Source organism: Roseivivax isoporae LMG 25204, from assembly GCF_000521865.1.
In the GTDB taxonomy this organism is placed as follows: domain Bacteria; phylum Pseudomonadota; class Alphaproteobacteria; order Rhodobacterales; family Rhodobacteraceae; genus Roseivivax; species Roseivivax isoporae.
The window spans coordinates 142,264-168,087 of sequence record NZ_JAME01000005.1 but is presented as its reverse complement, the minus strand read 5'-3'; the positions used below and the strand labels follow the sequence as shown (position 1 = coordinate 168,087).

General features: G+C 71.7%; 28 protein-coding genes and 1 tRNA gene. 25 read left to right on the top strand and 4 right to left on the bottom strand.

Annotated features, from left to right (window positions below):
* Nucleotides 1-10: 10 nt before the first annotated feature.
* A complete protein-coding gene (locus tag RISW2_RS04875; protein ID WP_043767334.1) occupies nt 11-1,069 on the bottom strand; it encodes a quinone-dependent dihydroorotate dehydrogenase in 1,059 nt (352 codons plus the stop codon).
* A 3-nt stretch (nt 1,070-1,072) separates the two neighbouring features.
* Nucleotides 1,073-1,414, bottom strand: a complete 342-nt coding sequence (locus RISW2_RS04870; protein WP_043767332.1) for a DUF952 domain-containing protein — start codon at nt 1,412-1,414, stop codon at nt 1,073-1,075.
* Between the two features lie 147 nt (nt 1,415-1,561).
* Between RISW2_RS04870 and RISW2_RS04865 the strand changes: the two genes are divergently transcribed.
* Together RISW2_RS04865 and RISW2_RS04860 are read left to right on the top strand one after the other, a co-directional pair.
* A complete protein-coding gene (locus tag RISW2_RS04865; protein WP_043767330.1) occupies nt 1,562-3,124 on the top strand; it encodes a bifunctional metallophosphatase/5'-nucleotidase in 1,563 nt (520 codons plus the stop codon).
* Nucleotides 3,125-3,192: 68 nt separating this feature from the next.
* Nucleotides 3,193-4,392: a class I SAM-dependent methyltransferase gene (locus RISW2_RS04860; protein ID WP_043767328.1), complete on the top strand. Its 1,200-nt coding sequence runs from the start codon at nt 3,193-3,195 to the stop codon at nt 4,390-4,392.
* Between the two features lie 19 nt (nt 4,393-4,411).
* Here the strand turns inward: RISW2_RS04860 and RISW2_RS04855 are convergent, their stop codons facing one another.
* Complete coding sequence (locus tag RISW2_RS04855) at nt 4,412-4,831, bottom strand: cupredoxin domain-containing protein (RefSeq protein WP_051491805.1); 420 nt, start codon at nt 4,829-4,831, stop codon at nt 4,412-4,414.
* A gap of 159 nt (nt 4,832-4,990) precedes the next feature.
* Here RISW2_RS04855 and RISW2_RS04850 point away from each other — a divergent pair.
* Together RISW2_RS04850 and RISW2_RS04845 are read left to right on the top strand one after the other, a co-directional pair.
* Nucleotides 4,991-5,064, top strand: a tRNA-Gly gene (locus RISW2_RS04850).
* 163 nt (nt 5,065-5,227) lie between these two features.
* Complete coding sequence (locus tag RISW2_RS04845) at nt 5,228-7,027, top strand: ABC transporter transmembrane domain-containing protein (RefSeq protein ID WP_043767326.1); 1,800 nt, start codon at nt 5,228-5,230, stop codon at nt 7,025-7,027.
* Between the two features lie 63 nt (nt 7,028-7,090).
* Here the strand turns inward: RISW2_RS04845 and RISW2_RS04840 are convergent, their stop codons facing one another.
* Nucleotides 7,091-7,525, bottom strand: coding sequence for a MarR family winged helix-turn-helix transcriptional regulator (locus RISW2_RS04840; protein WP_043767324.1), 435 nt, complete (start codon nt 7,523-7,525; stop codon nt 7,091-7,093).
* Nucleotides 7,526-7,819: 294 nt separating this feature from the next.
* Between RISW2_RS04840 and RISW2_RS04835 the strand changes: the two genes are divergently transcribed.
* The 21 genes from RISW2_RS04835 (at nt 7,820) to RISW2_RS04735 (ending at nt 25,818) form a co-directional block, all read left to right on the top strand.
* The gene (locus tag RISW2_RS04835; RefSeq protein WP_043767322.1) at nt 7,820-8,887 is read left to right on the top strand and encodes an aromatic ring-hydroxylating dioxygenase subunit alpha; all 1,068 of its coding nucleotides are present in this window, start codon (nt 7,820-7,822) and stop codon (nt 8,885-8,887) included.
* 92 nt (nt 8,888-8,979) lie between these two features.
* Entirely contained in the window at nt 8,980-10,191 is a 1,212-nt protein-coding gene (locus RISW2_RS04830) for an ABC transporter substrate-binding protein (RefSeq protein ID WP_043767320.1), read from the top strand.
* A 157-nt stretch (nt 10,192-10,348) separates the two neighbouring features.
* The gene (locus RISW2_RS04825) at nt 10,349-12,247 is read left to right on the top strand and encodes an ABC transporter permease (RefSeq protein WP_051491804.1); all 1,899 of its coding nucleotides are present in this window, start codon (nt 10,349-10,351) and stop codon (nt 12,245-12,247) included.
* Between the two features lie 34 nt (nt 12,248-12,281).
* Nucleotides 12,282-13,055, top strand: a complete 774-nt coding sequence (locus tag RISW2_RS04820; protein ID WP_043767318.1) for an ABC transporter ATP-binding protein — start codon at nt 12,282-12,284, stop codon at nt 13,053-13,055.
* Nucleotides 13,048-13,749, top strand: coding sequence for an ABC transporter ATP-binding protein (locus tag RISW2_RS04815; protein WP_043767316.1), 702 nt, complete (start codon nt 13,048-13,050; stop codon nt 13,747-13,749). The genes RISW2_RS04820 and RISW2_RS04815 overlap by 8 nt, the downstream gene beginning before the upstream one ends.
* Before the next feature lie 79 nt (nt 13,750-13,828).
* On the top strand, nt 13,829-14,311 hold the full coding sequence (gene tsaA / locus RISW2_RS04810; RefSeq protein ID WP_043767314.1) for a tRNA (N6-threonylcarbamoyladenosine(37)-N6)-methyltransferase TrmO: 483 nt from the start codon (nt 13,829-13,831) through the stop codon (nt 14,309-14,311).
* A 169-nt stretch (nt 14,312-14,480) separates the two neighbouring features.
* A complete protein-coding gene (locus RISW2_RS04805; RefSeq protein WP_043767313.1) occupies nt 14,481-15,296 on the top strand; it encodes an urease accessory protein UreD in 816 nt (271 codons plus the stop codon).
* Between the two features lie 3 nt (nt 15,297-15,299).
* Entirely contained in the window at nt 15,300-15,602 is a 303-nt protein-coding gene (locus RISW2_RS04800; protein ID WP_043767311.1) for an urease subunit gamma, read from the top strand.
* 18 nt (nt 15,603-15,620) lie between these two features.
* Nucleotides 15,621-16,193, top strand: coding sequence for a HupE/UreJ family protein (locus RISW2_RS04795; RefSeq protein WP_043767309.1), 573 nt, complete (start codon nt 15,621-15,623; stop codon nt 16,191-16,193).
* Between the two features lie 14 nt (nt 16,194-16,207).
* Nucleotides 16,208-16,513, top strand: a complete 306-nt coding sequence (locus RISW2_RS04790) for an urease subunit beta (RefSeq protein ID WP_043767307.1) — start codon at nt 16,208-16,210, stop codon at nt 16,511-16,513.
* A 55-nt stretch (nt 16,514-16,568) separates the two neighbouring features.
* Nucleotides 16,569-16,871 (top strand): antifreeze protein, encoded by a 303-nt coding sequence (locus RISW2_RS04785; RefSeq protein WP_211238665.1) that lies wholly within the window; start codon nt 16,569-16,571, stop codon nt 16,869-16,871.
* A 58-nt stretch (nt 16,872-16,929) separates the two neighbouring features.
* Nucleotides 16,930-17,712, top strand: coding sequence for a hypothetical protein (locus tag RISW2_RS04780; protein ID WP_051491803.1), 783 nt, complete (start codon nt 16,930-16,932; stop codon nt 17,710-17,712).
* A gap of 69 nt (nt 17,713-17,781) precedes the next feature.
* Complete coding sequence (ureC, locus tag RISW2_RS04775; RefSeq protein ID WP_043767303.1) at nt 17,782-19,494, top strand: urease subunit alpha; 1,713 nt, start codon at nt 17,782-17,784, stop codon at nt 19,492-19,494.
* Nucleotides 19,495-19,653: 159 nt separating this feature from the next.
* The gene (locus tag RISW2_RS04770; protein ID WP_043767301.1) at nt 19,654-19,872 is read left to right on the top strand and encodes a hypothetical protein; all 219 of its coding nucleotides are present in this window, start codon (nt 19,654-19,656) and stop codon (nt 19,870-19,872) included.
* A gap of 25 nt (nt 19,873-19,897) precedes the next feature.
* Entirely contained in the window at nt 19,898-20,422 is a 525-nt protein-coding gene (ureE, locus tag RISW2_RS04765; RefSeq protein WP_051491802.1) for an urease accessory protein UreE, read from the top strand.
* Complete coding sequence (locus RISW2_RS04760) at nt 20,419-21,051, top strand: urease accessory protein UreF (protein ID WP_043767299.1); 633 nt, start codon at nt 20,419-20,421, stop codon at nt 21,049-21,051. Before ureE ends, RISW2_RS04760 begins: the two co-directional genes overlap by 4 nt.
* A gap of 11 nt (nt 21,052-21,062) precedes the next feature.
* A complete protein-coding gene (ureG, locus tag RISW2_RS04755) occupies nt 21,063-21,698 on the top strand; it encodes an urease accessory protein UreG (protein ID WP_043767297.1) in 636 nt (211 codons plus the stop codon).
* A gap of 78 nt (nt 21,699-21,776) precedes the next feature.
* Nucleotides 21,777-22,676, top strand: a complete 900-nt coding sequence (locus RISW2_RS04750; protein ID WP_043767295.1) for an NAD-dependent epimerase/dehydratase family protein — start codon at nt 21,777-21,779, stop codon at nt 22,674-22,676.
* Between the two features lie 82 nt (nt 22,677-22,758).
* Entirely contained in the window at nt 22,759-23,391 is a 633-nt protein-coding gene (locus RISW2_RS04745; RefSeq protein WP_043767293.1) for a DUF1007 family protein, read from the top strand.
* Entirely contained in the window at nt 23,373-24,365 is a 993-nt protein-coding gene (locus RISW2_RS04740; RefSeq protein ID WP_043767291.1) for a nickel/cobalt transporter, read from the top strand. The genes RISW2_RS04745 and RISW2_RS04740 overlap by 19 nt, the downstream gene beginning before the upstream one ends.
* 85 nt (nt 24,366-24,450) lie before the next feature.
* Nucleotides 24,451-25,818 (top strand): MATE family efflux transporter, encoded by a 1,368-nt coding sequence (locus RISW2_RS04735; RefSeq protein ID WP_043767290.1) that lies wholly within the window; start codon nt 24,451-24,453, stop codon nt 25,816-25,818.
* The last annotated feature ends 6 nt before the right edge of the window (nt 25,819-25,824 follow it).

Here is a 25,824-nt window from a genome sequence, read left to right as displayed (position 1 = left end):
GCGGGGACCCTCAGAGCCAGTCGTCGCGCCCGGTGCCCACGGCCTCGGCCACGGTCTGGAACCCGTCGCGCGCGAGCAGGGCGTCGAGCCCGCGCACGATCTCGGGCACGAGACCCATCCCCTCGTAGATGAGCGCGGTGTAGAGCTGCACCGCCGAGGCGCCCGCCCGGATCTTGGCGTAGGCGTCCTCGGCCGAGGCGACGCCGCCCACCCCGATCAGCGGCACGGCGCCGTCCGTCAGGACCGACAGGCGTGCCAGCACCCGCGTCGCACGGTCGAAGAGGGGGCGGCCCGAGAGCCCGCCGGCCTCGCCCGCATGCGGTCCGCTCAGGCCCTCGCGCGACAGGGTTGTGTTGGTCGCGACAATGCCGTCGACCCCCGTCTCGCGGGCCACGGCCGCCACGTCCTCGAGTCCCGCGAGGTCGAGATCGGGCGCGATCTTGACGAAGACCGGCACACGGCGGCCGAGCCCGTCGCGCCGCGCGATCACGCTGGCGAGAAGCGCGGCCAGCGCGTCGCGCCCTTGCAGGTCGCGCAAGCGCTCGGTGTTGGGCGAGCTCACGTTCACCGTGGCAAAGTCGACATGCGGGGCGCAGCGGGCCAGCACCTCGGCGAAATCCGCCGCGCGGTCCGCGCTGTCCTTGTTGGCGCCGAGGTTCAGCCCGATGACCGCGTCGCGCGGCCGCCTTTCGAGTCGCGCCGCGATCGCCTCGGCGCCTTCGTTGTTGAAGCCGAAGCGGTTGATCGCCGCGCGGTCCGCGGACAGCCGGAAGAGCCGCGGGCGCGGGTTGCCGTCCTGCGGGCGCGGCGTCGCGGCGCCCACCTCGAGGAACCCGAAGCCCGCGCGGGACAGGGGCGACAGCGCCTCGGCGTTCTTGTCGAACCCCGCGGCGAGACCCAGGGGATTCACGAGGCTAAGCCCGGCCACCTCGGTCGCGAGCCGCGGGGAGGTCACGAGACCGGGCTGCGGCACGAGGCCCGCGCGCAGCGCCATCAGCGCCATCCCGTGCGCGCGCTCGGGGTCGAAGCGGTGCAGGAGGGCGAGGCCCGCGCGTTCGGCGATCCGCATCGCCTAGAGCTCCGCCGGGAAGACGTGGCGCCCGTCGGGCCCGAGCGGCAGCGGCCGGGACCAGAGCACCGCGTCGCGCGCCAGCGCGTCGTAGAGATGCGGAAAGAGCGCCCCGCCCCGCGAGGGCTCCCAGACCAGCGCGTCCCCCAGCGTCTCGGCATCGACGGCGGCGAGGACGAGACCCTCGGCGCCGGCGAAATGCTTGGCGGCGGTCTCGGCCACGGTGTCCGCGGTCGAGAAGTGGATGTAGCCGTCGGCGAGGTCGACGGGCGCGCCGCGGGTGCTGCCCTCGGCCTCGAGCGCCTGCCATTCGGCGGCACGGAAAATCTTGTAGATCGTGGTCATGGACCGCTCTTGCCGCCCCGCCGCGCGGCGGTCAAGAACGGCGGCGCGCCGCGCGGTGCCATGACCTCACGGCCCTCTGGACAATCCGGCGCGCCGCGGGGCAGCATCGCCCTGCACACCACCACGTCCGACAGAGAGGTTTCCCGCATGTCCCCCAGGCTTCTGACGGGTGCCGCGACGCTGGCGCTCTGCGCCGGTGCGGCGCAGGCCGATTTCACGCTGACCGTCCTGCACACCAACGATTTCCACGACCGGTTCGAGCCGATCTCGGCCTACGATTCCACCTGTTCGGCCGAGGACAACGCCGCGGGCGACTGCTTTGGCGGGATCGCCCGCCTGGTCACGGCGGTCGGGGAGGCGCGGGCGCGGGCGGGCGACAACGTCGTCCTCCTAGACGCGGGCGACCAGTTCCAGGGCTCGCTCTATTTCAGCCAGTATGGCGGTGCCCTTGCGGCGGAGTTCATGAACCAGCTCGCCTACGACGCCATGGCGGTCGGCAACCACGAATTCGACAATGGCCCCGAGGGGCTGGCCGAATTCCTCGACCTGGTGGAGTTCCCGGTGCTGTCGGCGAACATCGACGTGAGCCAGAACAACCGCCTTGCCGGTCGCGTGGCGGATTCGGCCGTGCTCGAGGTGGGCGGCGACCGCGTGGGGGTCGTGTCCGTCCTGGCCGAGGACACTCCCGAGACCTCCTCGCCCGGCGACACGGTGATCTTTTCGCCCGCGGCCGATGCCGCGCAGGCCGAGATCGACCGCCTGACCGAGGACGGCGTGAACAAGATCATCCTGCTGACGCATGTGGGCTTCTCGGCCGACCGTCGCCTGGCCGAGGCGCTGACCGGCGTCGACCTGATTGTCGGCGGCCACAGCCACACGCTCCTGTCGAACACCGCCGAGGGGGCCGAGGGCGCCTATCCGACCGAGGTGAACGGCGTGCCGATCGTGCAGGCCTACGCCTACGGCAAGTTCCTGGGCGAGGTGTCGGTGACCTTCGACGACGCGGGCGAGGTGACCGAGCTCACCGGCGAGCCCATCCTTCTCGACGCCTCGGTGGCCGAGGACGAGGCGGCGCTGGCGCGGATGCAGGAACTGGCGCAGCCGCTCGAGGAACTGCGCAGCGAGGTCGTGGCCGAAAGCGGCGACGTGATCGAGGGCGACCGTACTGTGTGCCGGGCGCAGGAATGCTCCATGGGCAACCTCGTGGCCGACGCCATGCTCGACCGCGTGGCCGACCAGGGCATCGAGGTCGCCATCGCGAATTCTGGCGGCCTGCGCGCGTCGATCGAGGCGGGCGAGGTCACCATGGGCGACGTGCTGACGGTGCTGCCGTTCCAGAACACGCTCTCGACCTTCCGCGTGACGGGCAGCGTGCTGGTCGAGGCGCTCGAGAACGGCGCGAGCCAGATGGAGGAAGGGGCGGGCCGCTTCCCGCAGGTCGCCGGCATGAGCTTCACCGTCGATCCCGCGGCCGAGGTCGGCAGCAGGATCTCGGAGGTCATGGTCGGCGGCGCGCCGATCGACCCCGAAAAGCTCTACGGCGTGGTGTCGAACAACTACGTCCGCAACGGCGGCGACGGCTACGCGATGTTCGTGGACGCGCAGGACGCCTACGATTTCGGCCCCGACCTCGCGGACGTGACGGCGGAATACCTGTCGGAAAACTCGCCCTACACGCCCTACACGGACGGGCGCATCACGGTGAAATGACGCTGGCGCGGGGCCGGCCCGGCAGCGACGGGCCGGCCGGCGCACGACAGGGACAGGGACGGGACCGCATGGACCGGATCACCGAGCAGTACGAGGCCTATCCCTATCCCGCGCGCGATCCCGCGGACGAGGCGCGCAGGCTCGTGACCGGCTCGCCGTCCCATCCGCTCGAGATGGACCACGCGCTCTGGGGCGGGCGGCGCGACTGGTCGCGCCCGCTGCGGGTGCTGGTCGCCGGCGGCGGCACGGGCGACGCGCTGGTGCAGATCGCACAGGTCATGGCCTCGGCCGGCCGCCCGGCGGACATCACCTATATCGACCTCTCGCAGCGCGCGCAGGACATCGCGCGCGCCCGCATCGCCGCCCGGGGTCTCTCGGGCGTCGCCTTCCATCGCGCCAGCCTTCTCGACGCGCCCGATTTCGGTTCGTTCGACTACATCGACTGCTGCGGCGTGCTGCACCACCTGCCGGATCCGGCCGAGGGCTTCGCCGCGCTGCGCGGCGCGCTTGCCGAGGATGGCGGCATGGGGATGATGGTCTACGCGCCCTACGGCCGGTCGGGCGTCTACCCGCTGCAGGAGGCGTTCGGGACGCTCTTCGCCACGCTTGCGCCCGAGGAGCGGCTCGCCCATGCGCGCGAGGTCGTGGCGCGGCTGCCCGAGGGGCATCCGTTCCGGAGCAACCCGAACCTCGTCGACCACCGCGCGTCGGATGCGGGGTTCTACGATCTGCTGCTGCACAGCCAGGACCGGGCCTACGACGTCGAGACGCTGCTGGCGCTGGTGGAATCGACCGGCTGGCAGCTGTCGGCCTTCGCGCAGCCCGGGCTCTACGACCCGGCGCAGTTCACCGCCCATGCGGACGCGCTGCCCGAGGTCGCGCGCATGGCGCTGGCCGAGCGGCTGAACGGCACCATCAAGACCCACGTGGCCTACCTGCGCGCGGCGGGCGCGCCGCTGCACCGTCCGCGGCCCGACGACCTGTCGCGGGTGCCGCACCTGCGCGGTGCGACGCCCGAGGCGCTGGCGCGCGCGGTCGCGGCCGGCAGGCCGGTGCCGGTGCGGGCGGGCGGGGTGTCGCGGGAGGTGGTGCTGCCGAAGGGCGCAGCGCGCCTCGTCGCCGGCATCGACGGCCGGCGCACGCTGGCCGAGATCGCGGCCGGGGCCGGGGTCGATCCCCTGGCGTTCGGCACGCTCTGGCGGCCGGTCGAGGCGGCGCTCGTCCCCTGGGGCCTGCTGCTCTATTCGGGTCTCCTGCGGCGGTCGTGAGGACCGCCGCGGCCGCCCGTCACTCGATCGCGGCGACCGCGTCCGGCGACGGCCGGCCGTCGAGGTCGAGGAGGTCCGGCGACGGCTCGTCCCAGGCGACGCGCCCGACCACGCGCAGTTCCGGCGTGGCCTCGACCACGGTGCCGACCAGGTCCGCGGGCAGGCGGTTGTCGTAGTCGCGGGTCATGCCGTCGACGACCGGCACCGTGACCTCGGCGCCCGCGATCATCAGGCCGGTGCTCCAGCTCTCGTCGGTGGCGGTCGCGGCCATGGCGATGTTGCCCGCGTTCACGAAGCGGATCGTGTCGCCCGGCACCGGGTGGATCACCTCGGGAAAGTAGCCGAAGCCCAGCATCAGGACCTCGTGTTCCTCGGCCATGGCGGCCTGCGTCAGCGACGCCAGGGCCAGGACGGCGGCGGCAGCGGTCTTGCGCAGCATCTCGCGCTCCTCGTAACGGTACTTCCGGCCCCACCCGCAAAGTCACGGCTTACCCGCCTAAGGGCGGAATCGGGCGGAAATGTGGCCCCTGCACGGGATCCGCACCGGGCCGGTGCCGCATTGACCCCCGGGGCGGCATCGACTACATCGGTGTCCGAGGCGGGCATGGTGAAATGGTATCACACGAGCCTTCCAAGCTCTTGGTGCGGGTTCGATTCCCGCTGCCCGCTCCAACCTCTCCGCACTCCCGGACACGTCGCCCGCCCCGCCGCGCGGGGCCCTTGATGCCGCGTCGCGGCGTCCGGGCGCGCTGCTCTGCCGCGGACGCAGGCGCTTGACCCGGCGCGTCAGCGTGGCAGAACCGTGCGGAACCGAAAGAGGCGGACGGAGACCCGAATGGCCCGAGACACCAGCCCGGCCCGGTCCGGCGAGGAGCGCGCGAAGTCCCGGAAGCTCGGGGCGCTGGCGCGACTCTGGCCGTTCATCGTGCCCTATCGCGGCCTTCTCGCCGCGGCGCTCTGCGCGCTGGTGTCGACCGCGGCGGTGTCGCTGATCCTGCCCATGGCCGTGCGGCGGGTGGTGGACAATTTCGAGGGGCCGGATTCCGCGATCCTCGACCAGTACTTCCTTGCCGCGCTCGGCATCGCGGGGCTGCTCGCCGTCGGGACCGCGCTGCGCTACGCGCTGGTGACGCGGCTCGGCGAGAGGGTCGTGGCCGACATCCGCGTCGCGGTCTTCGAGCGGGTCATCGGGCTGTCGCCCGCGTTCTACGAGAAGATCATGACCGGCGAGGTGCTGAGCCGGATCACCACGGACACGACGCTGATCCTGTCGGTGATCGGCTCGTCGATCTCGATCGCGCTGCGCAACGCGCTGATCTTCACCGGCGGGCTCGCGCTGATGCTGGTGACCTCGCCCAAGCTGACCTCCATGGTGCTGCTGATCGTGCCGGCGGTGATCGTGCCGATCCTCGTGCTCGGCCGGCGGCTGCGCCGGCTCAGCCGCGAGAGCCAGGACTGGATCGCCGAGAGCTCGGGCAACGCCTCCGAGGCGCTCCTGGCGGTGCAGACGGTGCAGGCGAACACGCACGAGGCGATGTCGCGCGCGGCCTTCGCCGGCGTCACCGAGAAGAGCTTCGATGCCGCGCGCCGGCGCATCTGGACCCGCGCGGTGATGACCGCGATCGTGATCTTCCTGGTCTTCACCGGCATCGTGGGCGTGCTGTGGATCGGCGCGTGGGACGTGCGCGCGGGCGTCATGAGCGTGGGCGACCTGGTGCAGTTCCTGATCTATTCGGTGATGGTCGCGGGCGCGGTGGCGGCGCTGTCCGAGATCTTCGGCGAGCTGCAGCGCGCCGCCGGGGCCACCGAACGGCTGGTCGAGCTGCTCGACGCCGAGGACGCGGTGGCCGATCCGGCCGCCCCGCAGGTCCTGAAGGCGCCGGTGCGCGGCGCCATCGATTTCGACGACGTGCATTTCTCCTACCCCGCGCGGCCGGGCATCGCGGCGCTCGAGGGCGTCGACCTGCACGTGCGGCCGGGCGAGACGGTGGCGCTGGTCGGCGCCTCAGGGGCCGGAAAGAGCACGATCATCCAGCTCCTGCAGCGCTTCTACGACCCGCAGGAGGGCACGGTGCGCCTCGACGGCGTGCCGCTGACCCGGCTCGCGCGGCGCGAGTTCCGCCGCCACATCGCGCTCGTCCCGCAGGACCCGGTGATCTTCGGCGCCTCGGCGCGGGACAACATCCGTTTCGGCCGGCCCGATGCCAGTGACGACGAGATCGAGGCGGCGGCGCGCGCGGCGGCGGCGCACGAATTCATCATGCGGTTGCCCGAGGGCTACGGCAGCTGGCTCGGCGAGCGCGGCGTGATGCTGTCGGGCGGCCAGAAGCAGCGCATCGCCATCGCGCGGGCGATCCTGCGCGACGCGCCGGTGCTGCTTCTGGACGAGGCGACCTCGGCGCTCGACGCGGAGAGCGAGCGCGCGGTGCAGGTCGCGGTGGAGCGGCTGGCGCAGAACCGCACCACGCTGGTCGTCGCGCACCGGCTCGCCACCGTGAAGAAGGCCGACCGGATCGTGGTCATGGACCAGGGGCGCATCGTCGCCACCGGGCGGCACGACGCGCTCGTGGCCGAGGGCGGGCTCTACGCACGGCTGGCGCGGCTGCAGTTCACCGACGGGATCGCGGCGGAGTAGCCCGACGGGCGCCGCTCGCGCTGGCGCGCATCGCCCCGCCCGCCGTCCCGTCGGCCGGCGCGCCTAGAGCTTGTCGAGGAGCGCGATCAGGCGGTCGCGCTCGCGCGGGCTGAGCCGGGCCAGCGTTTCCTCGGTGATGCGCGCGGCCACGTCCACCGCGCGCGCCGCGAAGGCCGCGCCCTCGGGGGTCAGCGAGATCTCGAGCCGGCGCATGTCGGTCTCGGAGGGCCTGCGGTCCACCAGCCCCTTGGCATGCAGGCGGTCGACCACGCCCTTGGTCGTCGCCGCGTCCATCCCCACCAGCCGGCCGAGCTGGTTCTGGCTGATCGCGCCCTCGTCGGCGAGCTTTGCCAGCACGGCGAACTGCGTCGGCGTGACTTCGGGCATGCGGCGCGCGAAGATCTCGAGATGTTTCTGGTTCGCGAGGCGGAGCTTGAAGCCCACCTGGTCCTCGAGCCGGTAGGATGTCGCCCCGGCGGGCCCGGTGTCTGTCGTCACGTGCGATGCAACTCTTTTCAGCGCGATCGTGCCGGTGTGCCGGGGTCGGGACGCGCCGCCCGTCAGGGGCGCGCGCGCCGGTCGCCCTTTGCAAACCGCACGAAACTTGCGCATCATCCTTTCATGAAAAGCGGCAGCGGTCCACATCGCCGATGGTCGAAAATTTCGTTTGACAGCTAACAAGTTTTTCGTGCCGAATAAGCGTGTCGCGGCCAAAGTCGCGATGGCCTGTCCCCGCTCGGGGGGCACGTCCGGACCCGGTGCCGCGCACCGAGAAGGCCGAGGAGAGGGCACATGTCGTTCGTCAGGAATGCGTGGTACGTCGCAGGCTGGTCGCAGGACTTCGCGGAGGCTCTGGTGCCGCTCACCATGCTGTCGCAGCCGCTCGTGATGTTCCGCGCATCGGACGGGCGCGTGGTGGCCCTCGAGGACCGCTGCCCGCACCGGCTGCTGCCGCTGTCGAAGGGGCGGCGCATCGGCGACACCATCCAGTGCGGCTATCACGGCATGACCTTCGGCACCGACGGCCGCTGCGTGCGGGTGCCGGGCCAGGACAACCTGCCGGCCTCGGCCTATGTCGACGCCTTCCCGGTCCACGAGGCGCACGGCATCGTCTGGGTCTGGATGGGCGACCCCGCGCTCGCCGACCGCAGCAAGGTCTTCGACATGCCGGAATTCTCCGACCCGGCCTGGCACCTGCACCTGGGCGACAAGCTGCACATCCGCGCGAACTACCTCAACGTGGCCGAGAACCTCGTCGACCCGGCGCATGTGAGCTTCGTGCACCCGACGACGCTCGGCAACGCCGCGTCCGAGAACGTGCCGGTGCACGTGCGCACGAGCGGCGAGGCCATCCTCGCCTGGCGCTGGATCCGCGACGCGGAGCCCGTGGGCTTCTTCAGGCAGTTCGGCGGCTTCGCCGGCAATGTCGACCGCTGGCACTACTACCATCTGCACCTGCCCTCGACGGCGGTGATTGATTTCGGCTCGGTCGACGCGGGGCTCAACTGCGCCGAGGACGAGCGCGACCGGGGCGTGCGCATCTTCGCGCTGCACTTCGTGACGCCGGTGACCGAGGGCTACACGATCGACCACTGGATGCACCTGCGCAACACCGCGATCGGAGACGAGGCCGCGTCCGAGCAGATGGACGCCATGTTCCGCGTCGCCTTTGCCGAGGACAAGGAGGTGCTCGAGGCGATCCACGAGGAGGAGCGGCGCCCGCAGAGGCGCAAGCCCATCCGCATCGCCATCGACAAGGGCCCGAACGTCTACCGCAAGCGCATCCGGGACCTGATCGCCGCCGAGGCGACCGAGGATCTGGGCGCGGCGGAAAAACCCGTCTACGTCTATCACGACTGAGGCCGCACGGCGCGGCCGCGCCGCCTTTCCCTGCCGACCCCGGCGCGACAAGACCGGGGCGTGCGCATCCCGACAGAGAGGACCCGAGGACCATGGACCGCAAGACATTCCTGAAAGGGCTCGTCGCGGCATCGCTCGCCGCGGCGACGGCCGCGCCCGCCGCGGCGCAGGATGGCGAACCGATCAAGATCGGCGAGATCAACCACTACAAGCGCATGGCGGCCTTCGCCGAGCCCTACAAGATGGGCATCGAGATGGCGGTCGAGGAGATCAACGCCGAGGGCGGCGTGCTGGGCCGCCCGCTCGAGTTCGTCTTCCGCGACGACCAGGGCGAGCCGGGCGAGGCGATCCGCATCGCCGAGGAGCTGATGACCCGCGAGGAGACCGCGATGGTCACCGGCTCGATCCTGTCGAACGTGGGCCTCGCCATCGCCTCGCTCGCCGGGAACCGCGAATTCGTCTACCTCGCGGCCGAGCCGCTGGCCGACGCCGTGACCTGGGAGCAGGGCAATCCCTGGACCTTCCGGCTGCGCGCCTCGACCTACATGCAGGCGGCGATGCTGGCCGAGGCGGCGGCCGAGACCGATGCCATGACCTACGCGACGATCGCGCCGAATTACGCCTACGGCAAGGACGCGGTCGCGGCCTTCAAGGAGGTGCTGACCGAGCTCAAGCCGGGCGTCGAGTTCGTGGCCGAGCAGTGGCCGGCGCTCTTCAACATCGATGCCGGCGCCGAGGTGCAGGCGCTGGAGCGCGCCAAGCCCGACGCGATCTACAACGTGACCTTCGGGCCGGACCTCGCCAAGTTCGTGCGCGAGGGCAACACGCGGGGCCTGTTCGAGGGCCGGCAGGTCTACGGCCTGCTGTCCGGGGAGCCCGAATACATGGAGCCGCTCGGCGCCGAGGCACCCGAGGGCTGGATCGTGACGGGCTACCCCTGGTACGATTTCGAGGGCGACGCCAATGCCGAGTTCGTCTCGGCCTACCGCGAGCGCTGGGACGACACGCCGAAGATCGGCTCGCTCGTGGGCTACGCGACCGCGCTCTCCATCGCCGCGGCGATCGAGAAAGCGGGATCGACCGAGTCGGACGCGATCCGGCAGGCCTTCGAGGGTCTGGCGGTCGACACGCCGGCGGGCGAGATCACCTATCGCGAGATCGACAACCAGTCGACGCTCGGGGCCTGGGTCGGCCGGACCGAGCTGCGCGACGGCGCGGGCGTGATGGTGGACTGGTCCTACAAGGACGGAGCCGACTACCTGCCCTCCGACGAGAGGGTGCGCGAGCTGCGTCCCTCCGAGTGACCCGAGCCGGCCGTGGCGGCGGGGCGGTCCCGCCGCGACGGCCGCTGCCGGATCGCGGGCCGCGGGGACCATGCCCCGGGCGCCTCGCCCGGGCGGGCCGTCCCTGCCGCCCCGCAGATGATCCGCCCCGTTTCCCTTCCAACGACCGGAGACCTTCATGGGCCTCTTCCTCGCGCAGCTTCTGACCGGCCTCGCCAACGCGGGCGCGCTCTTCATGGTGGCCTCGGGGCTGTCGCTGATCTTCGGCGTGACGCGCATCGTGAACTTCGCCCACGGCTCGTTCTACATGCTCGGCGCCTATGTGGGCTATTCGCTGATGCAGGTGCTGCCGGGTGCGGTGGGCTTCTGGGGCGCGATCGTGCTCGCGGGGCTCATCGTCGGCATCATCGGCGCGCTGGTCGAGGTGCTGGTCCTGCGGCAGGTCTATTCGGCGCCGGAACTCTTCCAGCTCGTAGCGACCTTCGGCGTGATCCTCGTGGTGCAGGACCTCGCGCTGATGATCTGGGGGCCGACCGACCTTCTCGGTCCGCGGGCGCCGGGGCTCGAGGGGATCGTGCGGATCATGGGGGAGCCCGTGCCGCAATACGACCTCGCGCTGATCGCGATCACGCCCTTCGTGGCGATCGCGCTCTGGTACCTCATCACGCGCACCCGCGTGGGCATCCTCGTGCGCGCCGCCACGCAGGACCGCGAGATGGTGGGCGCGCTCGGGGTCAACCAGTCGCTGCTCTTCACCGGGACGTTCTTCCTCGGCTGCGCGCTGGCGGGCCTCGGGGGCGCGCTGCAACTGCCCAAGGGCGGGGCCGACCTGCTCATGGACTTCACCATCCTCGCGCAGGTCTTCGTGGTCGTGGTGATCGGCGGCATGGGATCGCTGCCGGGGGCGCTGCTCGCGGCCGTGCTGATTTCGGTGCTGAACGTCTTCGGCGTGGCCTACCTGCCGCAATCGACCCTCGTGCTCATGTACGTCGTCATGGTCGCCGTCCTGATGTGGCGGCCCTTCGGCCTCCTGGGGCGCGAGGAGGTGGCGGGCGAGCTGGGGCAGGTGGGCGAGCCCGACCGCCCGGTCCGGCCGGCCGGCACCGCGGTGCGGGTGCTCGTCGCGGCGCTGCTCGCCGTGCTCGCCGCGCTGCCCTTCTGGGGCGGCAGCTTTGCGGTGGTGCTGGTGACCGACATCCTGATCTTCTGCCTCTTCGCGGCCTCGCTGCACTTCCTGCTGGGGCAGGGCGGGCTCGTGTCCTTCGGGCATGCGGCCTTCTTCGGCGGCGGGGCCTACGTGGCGGCGCTGCTCGTGAAATACGCGGGCACGCCCATGGAACTGGCGCTGATCCTCGCGCCGCTCGGCGCCGGTCTCGTGGCCATCGCCATCGGCTGGGTGGCGCTGCGCGCGACGGGCGTCTACTTCGCCATGCTCACGCTCGCCTTCGCGCAGCTCCTGTGGAGCCTCGTCTTCCAGTGGGGCGACGTGACGGGCGGCGACGACGGGCTCGTCGGCATCTGGCCCGCGCGCTGGGCGTCGGACAACGACGTGTATTTCTGGTTGGCGCTGGTCCTGTCGGTGGGCGGCATCCTCGTGCTGCGCCATGTCGCGCACGCGCCCTTCGGCTACGCGCTGCGGGCGGCGCGGGACAACGCGCCCCGGGCCGAGGCCATGGGTCTCGACACAAAGCGCATCCAGCACGCGGCCTTCGCCTTTGCCGGCATGATGGCGGGCGTCGCGGGCGGGCTCTTCGTCTTCTCCAAGGGATCGGTGTTCCCGAACGAGATGGAGATCGCGCGCAGCTTCGACGCGCTGATCGTGGTGTTCCTCGGCGGGGTCAAGACGCTGTCGGGCGGCTGGGTCGGCGGCGCCACCTTCAAGGGGGTCGAGGACCTTCTCGTGCGCTTCGAATACTGGCGGCTGGCGCTCGGGCTCCTGATCATCGTGGTGGTGATCGTGGCGCCGGACGGCATCGTCGGCGGCCTGCGCAAGCTTGGCGAGCGCCTGGGCCTCCTGCGCCCGGACGAGGCGCCGCGCGGCACCGCCGCCCCCGCCGCTCGGGAGCCCGCGGAATGACACGACGCAGCCGACCCCTACCGGAGGCCAGACCATGACCCCGATCCTCGAGGCCCGGCACCTGTCGCGCCATTTCGGCGCCCTGCGCGCGGTCGACGACGTGAGCTTCTCGCTCGCGCCCGGAGAGCTTCTGGCCCTCATCGGGCCGAATGGCGCGGGCAAGTCCACCTGCTTCAACATGCTGATGGGCCAGCTCCGGCCCACGGCCGGCACCGTGATCCTCGACGGGACCGACATCACGGGAAAGAAGCCGCGCCACATCTGGCGGATGGGCGTCGGGCGGACCTTCCAGATCACCGCAACCTACGCGTCGATGACCGTGGCCGAGAACGTGCAGGTGGCGCTTCTGTCGCATCACCGGCGCACCTTCGCTTTCCTGCCCTACGCGACGAGGCTCTACCGGGACGAGGCGCGGGCGCTTCTCGACACGGTGGGGATGGCCGACCAGGCGGACCGGCACGCCGCGATCCTCGCCTACGGCGACCTGAAGCGGCTCGAGATCGCCATGGCGCTCGCCCACGCGCCGAAGCTTCTGCTGATGGACGAGCCGACTGCGGGCATGGCGCCGCGCGAGCGCGTGGCGCTGATGCAGCTCGTCGCCGACATCGTCGCCGAAAGGGGAGTGAGCGTGCTCTTCACCGAACACGACATGGACGTGGTCTTTGCCCACGCGCACCGGATCATGGTGCTGAACCGCGGCCAGCTGATCGCCAACGGCGCGGTCGAGGCCATCCGCGCCGACCCGAAGGTGCAGGAGGTCTACCTCGGCGGCGGCACGCTCTTCTCGGCGGAGCGCGCCCATGCTTGAGGTTACCGGGATCGAGACCTTCTACGGCAAGGCGCGCGTGCTGAACGGGCTCGGGCTGACGGTCGGCGCGGGCCAGGTGGTGGCACTCCTGGGGCGCAACGGCGCGGGCAAGACGACCACGATGAAGTCGATCATGCAGCTCGTGCCGCCACGGGCGGGGCGCGTCGTCTTCGACGGCGCCGACATCACCGGCTGGCCGCCGCACCGCGTGGCGCAGGCGGGGCTCGGCTACGTTCCCGAGGAGCGGCGAATCTTCACGCAGCTCACCGTGGCCGAGAACCTCGAGGTCGGTCGCCAGAAGGCGCGGCCCGGCCGCGTCGCCTGGACCGAGGCGCAGCTCTTCGAGCTGTTCCCGAACCTCGCGGAACGGCGCGGCAACCGCGGCAAGGCGCTGTCGGGGGGCGAGCAGCAGATGCTGACCATCGCGCGGACGCTCATGGGCAACCCGGCGCTCGTCCTCCTCGACGAGCCGTCCGAGGGCATCGCGCCGGTGATCGTCGAGCAGATGGCGCAGGCGATCCTGACGCTCAAGGCCGAGGGATTGACGGTCCTCATCTCCGAACAGAACCTGCATTTCGCCCGAGCGGTCGCCGACAGCGTCGTTATCATCGAGCACGGCGAGGCCCGGTTCTCGGGGACGCTCGCCGATCTCGACGCCCGCCCCGACATCCGAGACGCCTACCTCTCGGTCTGAACCGCGGGCCGCGGGACTTGCATCGCGCACCGGCCCGCGGCCTAGTGGGGCGGGACCCGAGGGGAAAAGGGCGCGCGGCATGGACGAGACGGGACGACACGACACCATCCGGCCCGGCGAGCGGCAAGTGCACGTGCCGCCGCGCTGCGACGCGGCCCTGCGCTTCATCGGGCGCTGCCGGACGCCCTTTGCCACGCGCGCGGACTGTCCGCGGCAGGGCCGGCAGGACGGGCCCGACTGCGCGCTGGAATTCGACCCGCCCTGGGACGCCGCGCTCGACGGCATCGAGGCGTTCGAGCATGCGGACGTGCTGTACTGGCTCGACCGCGCGCGGCGCGACCTCGTCACCCAGTCGAAGGGCGGCACCGCGGTCCCGGTCGGCACCTTCGCGCTGCGCTCGCCGGTGCGGCCGAACCCGATCGGCCTTTCGCGGGTGCGACTCATCCGGCGCGAGGGCGCGCGGCTGATCGTCCGCGGCCTCGACTGCATCGACGGCACCCCGCTCGTCGATCTGAAACCCGAGACCTGCCATCATTCCGCGCCGGGCACACCCGCGCGGTAATCATCCGCCCACTTTTCAGGCAAACCTGTCGAAACCTGCCTGTGAAATCGGCACGTGCCCCGTGTCCGCCACCCGCCACGCCGCGCCGCCGATTGCGGCCGCGCGATGCCGTGGCACAGATGCGCAAAAGTTCGGCAGCGGGGGCGGTGCCATTCCTTACGACGAGTGCATGGAGGGAGCGGGGCAGGCCGCCCAGCGCGCGCGCGGCAGGGCCGCGCTGACCCTGCGCCTGCGCAAGGAACAGTCGCGCATCGCCCGCCTCGTGCAGGCGGGGTCGACCAAGATCCTCTTTCCCCATCCGCGCGGCGATGCCTGCGAGGCGGTGTGGCTGAACACCGCGGGCGGGATCACCGGCGGCGACGACTTCGCGCTCGACGTGGACCTCGAGGATGCGGCGCGCGGCGTCCTGACCACGCAGGCCGCCGAACGCATCTACCGCGCGGTGCCGGGCCCTGCAGGCCGCGTCGCGAACACGCTGACGCTCGGCCCCGGGGCCGAAGCCGCGTGGCTGCCGCAGGAGACGATCCTCTTCGACGGCGCGGCACTCGACCGGACGCTGCGGATCGACATGGCCGGCGACGCGCGGTTCCTCGGCTGCGAGACGCTGATCTTCGGCCGCGCGGCCATGGGCGAGAGCGTGTCGGAGCTGCGGCTGCGCGACCGGATCGATCTGCGCGTCGACGGCCGTCTTGCCTATGCCGACCGGCTGTGGATCGAGGGCGATGCGGCCGCCGAACTGGCCCGGGCCCATGTCGCGGCCGGCGCGCGGGCGGTCGCGACGCTGGTGCTCGCCCGTCCCGGGGCGGCGGCCGCGCTCTCGGCGCTCCGGGCGGACCTGCCCGCCACCGCCGGCGCCTCCGCGCTCTCCGACGACCTCGTGACCGCGCGCCTCGTGGCGGCGGACGGATTCGAGATGCGGCGCGTGCTCGTGCCGCTGCTGGCCCGGCTCTCCGGGCGTCCCCTTCCCAGACCCTGGATGATCTGACAGATGCAGCTGACCCCCCGAGAAAAGGACAAGCTCCTCGTGGCCATGGCGGCCGAGGTGGCGCGCCGGCGCCTGGCGCGCGGCGTCAAGCTGAACCACCCCGAGGCGGTGGCGCTCATTACCGACGCCGTGGTCGAGGGGGCTCGCGACGGCCGAACGGTGGCCGAGATGATGCAGGCCGGTGCCGAGGTCATCACCGCGGAGCAATGCATGGAGGGCGTGCCCGAGATGATCCACGAGGTGCAGGTCGAGGCGACCTTTCCCGACGGCACGAAGCTCGTGACCGTGCACAACCCGATCCGCTAACCGCCGAGGAGTTTCCAGATGTCCCGTTCCGCCCTTCGTTTCGCCGGCCCGGCGCTTGCCGCGGGCCCCGCGCTCGCGCATCTCGACCCGGCCGCGCACGGCTCCTTCGCCGCCGGCGCGAGCCACCCCGTCTTCGGGCCCGACCACGTGCTGGCCATGGTGGCGGTGGGCCTCTGGGCCGCGCTGCTCGGGGCCCGGGCGCTCTGGGCGCTGCCCGCGGCCTTCGTGACCGCAATGGTCGCGGGGTTCGTCGCGGCGCTGGGCGGGCTCTCGCTGCCGGCGGTGGAGCCGATGATCCTCGTCTCGGTGCTGGTCCTCGGGCTGCTGACGGCCGCGGCCCTGCGCCTGCCGCTCGGCGCGGCGGCGGGGGTCGTGGGCGCGCTCGGGCTCTTCCACGGCCATGCCCACGGCGCCGAGATCGGGGGCGCGAGCGCGCTGTCCTACCTCGCGGGCTTCGCCGTCGCGACTGCGCTCCTGCACGCGGCCGGAGTTTTCGGCGGGCGGGAACTTATTGCCCGCGGCGGCGCTTACCTGCGCGGCACCGGCGTGGCCGTGATGCTCGCGGGCTCCGCGCTGCTCGTCGCGGGCTGAGAAGGGGAACGGCGATGATCCCGGGAGAAATCATGACCGGCGACGGCGATCTCGTTCTCAACGAGGGGCGCGCGGCGATCACGCTCATGGTCGCCAATACCGGCGACCGGCCGGTGCAGGTCGGCTCGCACTACCATTTCGCCGAGGTGAACCCGGCGCTCGATTTCGACCGCGACGCGGCGCGGGGTATGCGCCTCGACATCGCGGCAGGGACGGCCGTGCGCTTCGAGCCCGGACAGCGGCGCGAGGTCCAGCTCATTCCGTATGCCGGCGCGCGCCGGGTCTACGGCTTCAACCAGAAGGTCATGGGCGCGCTCTAGACGGCGTGCCCCAGCAGGTGGGCCCGGCAGCGCCGCGGCCCCGGAAAGGAACGCGATGGTACCGTTCATGAGGGCCTACACGGCGTGGTTCGCGCTCGCCTTCGAGACGCAGATGGTGGTAATGACCCGCACGGCGGGGCTTGTCGGTCTCGGACCGCTGCCGCGTGGCGAGGCGTACCGCATGACCGCCGAGAAACTGCCCGCGTTCATCGACAGCGGACAGAAGCTCGGGATGGCGATGATGCGCGGCGCGCCGCCGGCGGCGCTGTTCGGGATCTGGTCGGCGCCGCTGACGCGGAAGGCCCGCGCCAACCGCCGCCGCCTGGCGCGGCATCGCACGCGGACGTCGCGGTCCTGACGGTGCCTCGCCGCTGCCCGGCCCCCGGGCAGGCAACCTTTCAGGGAAGAGACGAGAGATGATGATCTTCACGCCGATGACCTACACCGCCACGATGGCGGCGATGACCACCAAGGCCTGGGGTCAGCAGCTGCGGCTCGCGCAGGTGCTGTGGAACGCCACGATGGTCCAGAGCCGGGCCGTGTGGGGTCTGCCCTCCGCCGGGCCGATGAACATCTGCGCGCCGCTCCAGACGCCGCGCGCCGCGTCGCACGGCTCCGCGGCCCGGACCGCGGCGGTCGCCCGCAAGGCGGTGCCGGAACCGGCCAACGCCGCGCCGGCGCCCGCCCCCGACCTGAAATCGGGCGGGGCGGAAGAGGCCGCGCCCAAGGCGACCGCTGCCCGGGCCGAGGCGCCGAAGGCCGCGCCTGCCGCCGCCCCGAAATCCGACAGCGCGCCGGCCGCGACGGCCGAGACGAAGCCGGCCGCGAAGGCCGCGAGCGCGCCGGCGGCAAAGACCGAGACCAAGCCCGCCGCGAAGACCGAGAGCGCACCGGCTGCGAAGACGGAGAGTTCGACCGAGGCACCGGCAGGGCAGACGCCGGCCGCCAAGTTCGAGCCGGAGCCCGCGGCCAAGGCCGAGATGAAGCCCGCGGCGACGGCCGAGACGGCACCGGCCAAGGCCGCGCCCGCGGCGAAATCGGCGCCCGCGGCGAAACAGCCCCGCCGCCCTGCGGCCTCGGCCCAGCCCGGCACGGGGGCGCGCAGCGCGTCCCGGGGCACCGCCCGCGACCGCGCGCGGCGCAAGCCCGCCTCGCCGCCGTCGATGCCGCAAGGCCCGAAGGACGGCAAGACGGACTGATCCCGGCCGCGGGCGGGGCCAACAAGCCGTCCCGCCCGCGCCATTTTCCCGCATCCCGGAGACCCTGCCATGCCAGCCCGCCTGTCCCGTGCCGACCATGCCGCGATGTTCGGCCCCACGACCGGAGACCGCGTCCGGCTGGCCGACACCGACCTCGTGATCGAGGTCGAGCGCGACCTGACCGGTCCCTACGGCGAGGAGGTCAAGTTCGGCGGAGGCAAGGTGATCCGCGACGGCATGGGCCAGAGCCAGGCCACCCGGGCCGAGGGGGCCGCCGACACCGTCATCACCAACGCGCTGATCCTCGACGCGACCGGCATCTACAAGGCGGATGTGGGCCTGCGCGACGGGCGCATCGCGGCCATCGGCAAGGCGGGCAATCCCGATGTCCAGCCCGGCGTCGACATCGTCATCGGCCCCGGGACCGAGGTGATCGCGGGCGAGGGCCGGATCCTGACCGCGGGCGGCTTCGATTCGCACATCCACTTCATCTGTCCGCAGCAGGTCGAGGACGCGCTGCATTCCGGGATCACCACGATGCTGGGTGGCGGCACCGGCCCCGCGCACGGCACGCTCGCCACCACCTGCACGCCGGGGCCCTGGCATATCGGCCGGATGCTGCAGGCGCTCGATGCGTTTCCCATGAACTTCGGCCTCTCGGGCAAGGGCAACGCCTCGCTGCCCGGGCCGCTCGTCGAGATGGTACGCGCCGGGGCCTGCGCCATGAAGCTGCACGAGGACTGGGGCACCACACCCGCGGCGATCGACAACTGCCTGTCCGTGGCCGACGACATGGACGTGCAGGTGATGATCCACACCGACACGCTGAACGAAAGCGGCTTCGTCGAGCATACGGTCGCGGCCCTGAAGGGCCGGACGATCCACGCCTTCCACACCGAAGGCGCCGGCGGTGGCCACGCGCCCGACATCATCAAGGTCTGCGGCGAGCCCTTCGTGCTGCCGTCCTCGACCAACCCGACGCGGCCCTACACGGTGAACACGCTCGAGGAGCATCTCGACATGCTCATGGTGTGCCACCACCTCGACAAGCGGGTGCCCGAGGACGTGGCCTTCGCCGAGAGCCGCATCCGTCGCGAGACGATCGCGGCCGAGGACATCCTGCACGACATGGGCGCGTTCTCGATCATCGCCTCGGACAGCCAGGCGATGGGACGGATCGGCGAGGTCATCATCCGCACCTGGCAAACCGCGGACAAGATGAAGAAGCAGCGCGGCCGTCTGCCGGACGAGCAGGGTGCGAACGACAACCTGCGCGTCCGCCGCTACATCGCCAAGTACACGATCAACCCGGCCATCGCGCACGGGATCGCGCACGAGATCGGGTCGATCGAGGTCGGAAAGCGTGCCGATCTCTGCCTGTGGTCGCCGGCCTTCTTCGGGGTGAAGCCCGAGATGGTTCTGATCGGCGGGATGATCGTCTGTGCCCAGATGGGTGATCCCAACGCCTCGATCCCGACCCCGCAGCCGGTCTATTCGCGCCCCATGTTCGGCGCCTTCGGCCGCGCGGTCGAACGCTCCGCCGTCACCTTCGTCTCCGAGGCGGCGCGGGCCGACGGCATCGGCGCGTCGCTCGGGCTCGCCAAGGACACGCTCGCGGTGAGGAACACGCGCGGCATCGGCAAGAAGGACCTCGTGCTCAACGATTACTGTCCGCAGATCGAGGTGAACCCCGAGACCTACGAGGTGCGCGCCGACGGCGAGCTTCTGACCTGCGAGCCGGCCAAGGTGCTGCCGATGGCGCAGCGCTACTTCCTGTTCTGACGGGCGCCGGGGAGAGCGGAATGGAAGGTTACGGATTGATGACGCGAGCCATGCGCCTGCCGCAAGACGGGGATGCCGGTTTGTCCGTTGGGTGCCGTTCACAAACTGCCTACTTCGTGGGCACGGGAGGGGACGACACAAACCTACGGACCACCGAAAATGGCACAGAGTGCAAATTCGACCATCGCGCCCAGCACGGGCGTGTTCAGCCAGGTCGCCGAGGGCTTCACCCGCGGCCTCACCTTCCTGATCGAGAACAATCCGCGTTACGCCCGGATCGAGAAGATCAACCGGATGAGCGACGCCGAGCTCGAAGCGCAGGGCGTGACCCGCGCCGAAGTGGTGCGCCGCGTCTTCCGCGACCGCTTCTACCTGTAAGGTGCCTCGGGGCAGGGGGCGCCGCATGAGCGCCCCCGCCCTGATTGCCCGCCACGTCCATGCCCACGCGCATGGGACGCCCGCGGGCCGCGTCGTGCTCGACTACGAGGCGCGCTTTCTCCGCCGCAAGGTGCTGCCGCTCGAGGACGGGCGCCGCCTGCTGGTGGACCTTCCCCAGACCACATCGCTCGATCACGGCGTGGCGCTCGTCTGCGAGGACGGCAGCGAGGTGCTGGTCGATGCCGCGCCCGAGCCGCTCTATGCGGTCACCGGCGGGGCACTCGCCCGGATCGCGTGGCATGTGGGCAACCGCCACACCCCCTGCCAGATCGAGGCCGACCGGCTGCTGATCCGGCGCGACCACGTGATGCGCGACATGCTGGCGCGAATCGGCGCCGAGGTGACCGAAATCACCGCGCCCTTCACGCCCGAGGGCGGTGCCTACGGTCACGGGCGCACCCACGGCCACGACCATTCGCACGGCCACGGGCCGCACGACCATTCCCACGATCACGACCATTCCGGGGCCGGCGCCCACGACCACGCATGAGCGCCGACCGGCTGACCCTGCAGAGCCTCTTCTCGCCCGCCTTCCCGACGGGCGGCTTTGCCTATTCCCACGGGCTCGAGGCGCTGGTGGCCGAGGGCCGCGTGCGGGATGCCGCGGCGCTCTCAGACTGGCTCGGGACGGTGCTGGGGTCGGGGGCCGGCTGGACGGACGCCGTGCTGTTCGCGGCGGCGGCGCGGGGCATGGCGCCGGCCGCGCTCGACGAGCTCGCGCGTGCCCTCGCGGGCAGCGCGGGGCGGCGGCGCGAGACCTGCGACCAGGGCGCGGCCTTCGCGGCCGCATGTCGCGCGGTGCACGGGATCGACCTGCCGGACATGGCATGGCCGGTCGCGGCGGGACGCGCGGTGCACCTGCTCGGGCTCGAGCCGGAGGCCGCCCTCGCGGCGGCGCTGCTCGGCGTCGCGACCGCGCTCGTCGGCGCGGGCCAGCGGCTTGTCCCGGTGGGGCAGGTCGAGGGCCAGCGCGTCATCGCGGCGCTCGTGCCCCTCTGCGCCGATCTCGCGCGCCGGGCGAGCGACGCCGATCCCGACGAGATCGGCGGCTTCGCGCCGCTGGTCGATGTCGCCTGCGCGCGGCAGGAAACGCTCTCCACCCGTCTCTTCCGATCCTGAGGAGGTATTTCATGGCGTCCCCGAACGGTCCCCTGCGCGTCGGCATCGGCGGCCCCGTCGGCGCGGGCAAGACCACGCTGACCGCAACGCTTGCCCGCGCGCTGTCGCCCCGCCTGTCGATGGCGGTGGTGACGAACGACATCTACACGCAGGAAGACGCCGAGGCGCTGATGCGGATGCAGGTCCTGCCGATGGAGCGCATCCGCGGCGTCGAGACCGGCGGCTGCCCGCACACCGCGATCCGCGAGGACGCGTCGATCAACCTTGCCGCCATCGCCGAACTCACCGAAAGGCTGCCCGATCTCGAGCTGGTGCTGATCGAATCGGGTGGCGACAACCTGTCGGCGACGTTCTCGCCCGAACTCGCGGACGTCACGATCTACGTCATCGACGTCGCCGCGGGCGAGGAGATCCCGCGAAAGGGCGGGCCCGCGATCACGCGCTCGGACATCCTCGTCATCAACAAGACCGACCTCGCGCCGCATGTGGGCGCGTCCCTCGAGGTCATGGACCGCGACGCGACCCGGATGCGCGCGGGCCGGCCCTTCGTCTTCGCGGCGCTGCGCCACGGCGAGGGCGTCGCGCGGATCGTGGACCTCCTGGCCGAGATCGGCGGGCTCGACCTCGGGCGCGCGGCGGCGGAATAGACCGGCGCCGTGCCCGCCACTGGCCGGCGCCGGGTCCGGCGCTAGGTGCGGGCGGGCAATCACGGAAAGGGACTCGGCATGCGCATTCTCTTCACCGGCGGCAGCGGCAAGGCGGGGCGGCACGTGGTCCCCTATCTGGCCGGGCTCGGGCACCGGATCGTCAACGCGGACCTGCTGCCGCTCGGCGCGACCGGCGTCGACGACCTGAAGGTCGACCTGACCGACAGCGGGCAGGTGTGGAACGCGCTGACCCAGATCGGCGACATCGCGGATCTCGACGACCCGGACATGCGGACGGATTTCGACGCGGTGGTGCACTTTGCCGCGGTCCCGCGCATCCAGCTCGTGCCCGACAACGAGACCTACCGGATCAACACGCTGTCGACCTACAACGTCATCGAGGCGGCGGTGAAGCTCGGCATCCGCAAGGTGATCTTTGCCTCGTCCGAGACGACCTACGGCATCTGCTTCGCCAAGGGCGAGGTGCGGCCGGACTACTTCCCCGTGGACGAGGAGCATCCGACCGTCCCGCACGACAGCTACGCCATGTCCAAGGTCGCGAACGAGGTCACCGCGCGCAGCTTCCAGGCGCGGTCGGGGATCGACATCTACGGGCTGCGCATCAACAACGTGATCGAGCCGCACGAATACGCGACCGACTTTCCGGCCTACCTGCAGCACCCGGAACTGCGGCGGCGCAACATCTTTGCCTATATCGACGCCCGCGATCTCGGGCACATGGTCGAATGCTGCCTGAACACGGACGGGCTCGGCTACGAGGTGTTCAACGTCGCGAATGCCGACAGCTCGGTCGGCGCGACCTCGGCGGAAGTGGCGGAGCGGTTCTATCCGGGCGTGCCGCGCACCCGCGAGATGGACACCTACGAGACGTTCTATGCCATCGACAAGGCGCGCCGGATGCTGGGCTACGACCCCAAGCATTCGTGGCGGGACGCGCTCGGGATGGAGCGGCCCTGACCGGGCCCTCCGGCGTGAGCCCGCCGATGCCCGGGGCCCGCGCCGCTTGCCTGGTGCCAGGGCCGGCTGTAGAAGTCCGGGCATGATCCGTACCGCTCCGGCCCTTTTCGCCCTCGCGCTCTGGCCCGCCGCCGTCGGGGCCCATCCGCACGTCTTCGTCGACAGCGAGCTGACCGTCGAGGTCGACGCGCAGGGCCGCATAACCGGCACGCGCATGACCTGGAGCTACGACGAGTTCTTCTCGCTCCTGATCCTCGAGGACATGGGACTGGACACCGACGCGGACGGCGTCCTGACCGAGGCCGAGAAGGACGCGCTCATGGGCTTCGACTTCGTCACCTGGCCCGAGGGTTTCGAGGGCGACCTCTACCTCGATGCCGAGGGGGGCAAGGTCGCGCTCGGGCACCCGGTCTCGACCTCGATCGACCTCGTCGACGGGCGCATCGTGTCGAGCCACACGCGCACCGTGCCGGAGGTTCCCGCGGAGGGCGCGGTGTTCCGACAGTACGACCCGACCTATTACGTCGCCTACACGGTCAAGTCCGTGTCGGTGACCGGCGGCTGCTCCGCCTCGCGCGAGGCGCCCGATCCCGATGCGGGCGAGGAGGCGCTGGCGCAGGCGCTCGAGAGCTACACCGAGGACCAGTTCCAGGTGCTCGAGCTCGGCATCCACTACGCGGACGCGATCACGCTCTCATGCGACCCGTCCTCCTGATCCTCGCGGGCCTTGTCGCCGCGGCGGCGCTCTGGCTCTTCGGTTTCGGGGGCGCGGACCGCGTGGCGGCATGGGCGGCCTCGGGCCAGCAGGAGGCGCAGCGCGCCATGGCGCTCGGCCTGCGCGCGCTCAGGGCCGGCGAGCCGGGTGCGCTCGGCGCGCTTCTGGGGCTCTGCTTCGCCTACGGCTTCTTCCACGCGGCGGGGCCCGGCCACGGCAAGGTTCTGATCGGCGGCTACGGCGCGGGCACGCAGGTGCCGCTCGGCCGGCTGACGGCGCTCGCGGTGATCTCGAGCCTCGCGCAGGCAGCCAGCGCCGTCGCGCTGGTCTATGGCGGGCTCTGGGTGCTCGGCTGGGGCCGGACCGAGATGGAGGGCGCCGCGGAACGCTGGTTCGCGCCCCTGAGCTACGCCGCGGTAGCGGCGCTGGGCCTCTGGCTCGTCGTGCGCGGCGGGCGGCGGCTCTGGCGCAGCGCGCCGGCCTTCGCAGGCGGCACGGGGCTCGTCGCGGCGGGTGCGGGGCCGCACCGCGCCGGGGCGACGGTCCTGCACCGCGGGCACGATCACGACCACCATGGCCACGACCATGCGACTGCGCCGGACGGCACCTGCGCCAGCTGCGGGCACCGCCACGGCCCGAGCGTTGAGGAAGTGGCGCGCGTGCGGTCGCTGCGCGAGGCGGTCGCGCTGGTGGCAGCGGTGGCGCTGCGGCCCTGCACCGGCGCGCTGTTCCTGCTGATCCTCACCTGGCGCATGGATATCGGCGCGGCGGGTGTCCTCGGCGCGTTCGTCATGGGACTCGGCACCGCGGCGGTCACGGTGGCCGTGGCAGTGGCCGCGGTGACCTTCCGAGAGGGCGCGCTGTCGCGCATCGCGACCGGCAGCGGTGCGGTGCGCGTCGCCGCGGGCATCGAGGCGCTGGCGGGCGCGGTGATCGCGCTCCTCGCGTTCGAGCTCCTGACGCGCGCGATCTGATCTCGGCGGCCATCCGTCGCCGCAGCGACGGGTCTGCGGCAATGCGCCTTGCCCGGGATCACCGCCCGGCGTAAGGCCCGACGCGATGAGACCGCCCGCCCGCACATATCCCGAGCATGTCCGCGCCGTCCTGGCCCTGGGCCTGCCGCTCGTGGGCGGACACCTGGCGCAGTTCGCCATCGGCCTGACCGACACCGTCATGCTGGGCTGGTACGGGGCCGAGGCGCTGGCCGCGCTCACCCTGGCGCACACGCTGTTCTTCGTGCTGTTCCTCGTCGGCGCGGGCTTCGCCTGGGCGGTGATGCCCATGGTCGCGACCTTCGCCGCGCAGGGCGACGAGGTGCGCGTGCGCCGCGCGACGCGCATGGGGCTGTGGCTGTCGATCCTGTTCTTTCTCGTCGCGGCGCCGCCGCTGTGGTTCGCGGAGCCGCTCCTGCGCGCGCTGGGGCAGGGCGAGGGGGTCGCCGCGGATGCCGGCCTCTACCTGCGCGTGGCGCTCTGGGGCATGCTGCCCGCGCTGGGCGTGATGGTGCTGAAGAGCTACCTCGCCGCGCTCGAGCGCACGCGCGTGGTGTTCTGGATCACCGTCCTCGCGGCCTTCGCCAACGCGCTCTTCAACCACGCGCTGATCTTCGGAAATCTCGGCGCGCCGTCGCTCGGCATCGCCGGCGCGGCACTCGCCTCGGTCCTGACGAACCTCGTGTCGTTCCTTGCCGTCGCGCTCTACGCAGTGCGCGCGCTGCCCGGGCACGCGCTGTTCCGGCGGTTCTGGCGCCCGGACTGGGAGATGTTCGGCGAGGTCTTCCGCCTCGGCTGGCCGATCGGCATCACCTCGCTGTCCGAGATCGGGCTCTTCGCCGCCTCGGCGCTGATGATGGGCTGGCTCGGCACGGTGCCGCTGGCCGCGCACGGGATCGCGGTGCAGATCGCCTCGGCGGTCTTCATGGTGCATCTCGGGCTCGCCAATGCCGCGACGGTGCGCGCGGGCAACGCGTATGGCCGCGGCGATCCCTCGGGGCTCCTGCGCGGGGCATGGACCGTGCTCGCGCTCTCGGCGCTGACCTCGTTCCTGACGGTGGCGCTGTTCCTCGGCGCGCCGCGGACGCTGGCGGGCCTCTTCCTCGGGCCCGACGACCCGGCGCGGGCCGAGATCATCGCGACGAGCGTCGTTCTCCTTGCCGTCGCGGCGCTGTTCCAGCTCGTGGACGGCGCGCAGGTGGTGGCGCTCGGGCTCCTGCGGGGGCTGCAGGACACGCGGGTGCCCATGGTGCTCGCAGCCTTCGCCTACTGGGGCGTGGGCATGCCCGCGGCATGGTTCTTCGGGTTCGCGCTGGGCTGGGGCGGCCCCGGCGTGTGGATCGGTCTGGTCCTCGGACTTGCCGTGGCGGCGGTGGCGCTGCTCGCGCGGTTCTGGATGCGGGGCGTGCCGCAGGCGGCGGTGCGCCCTGCCTGACACCAT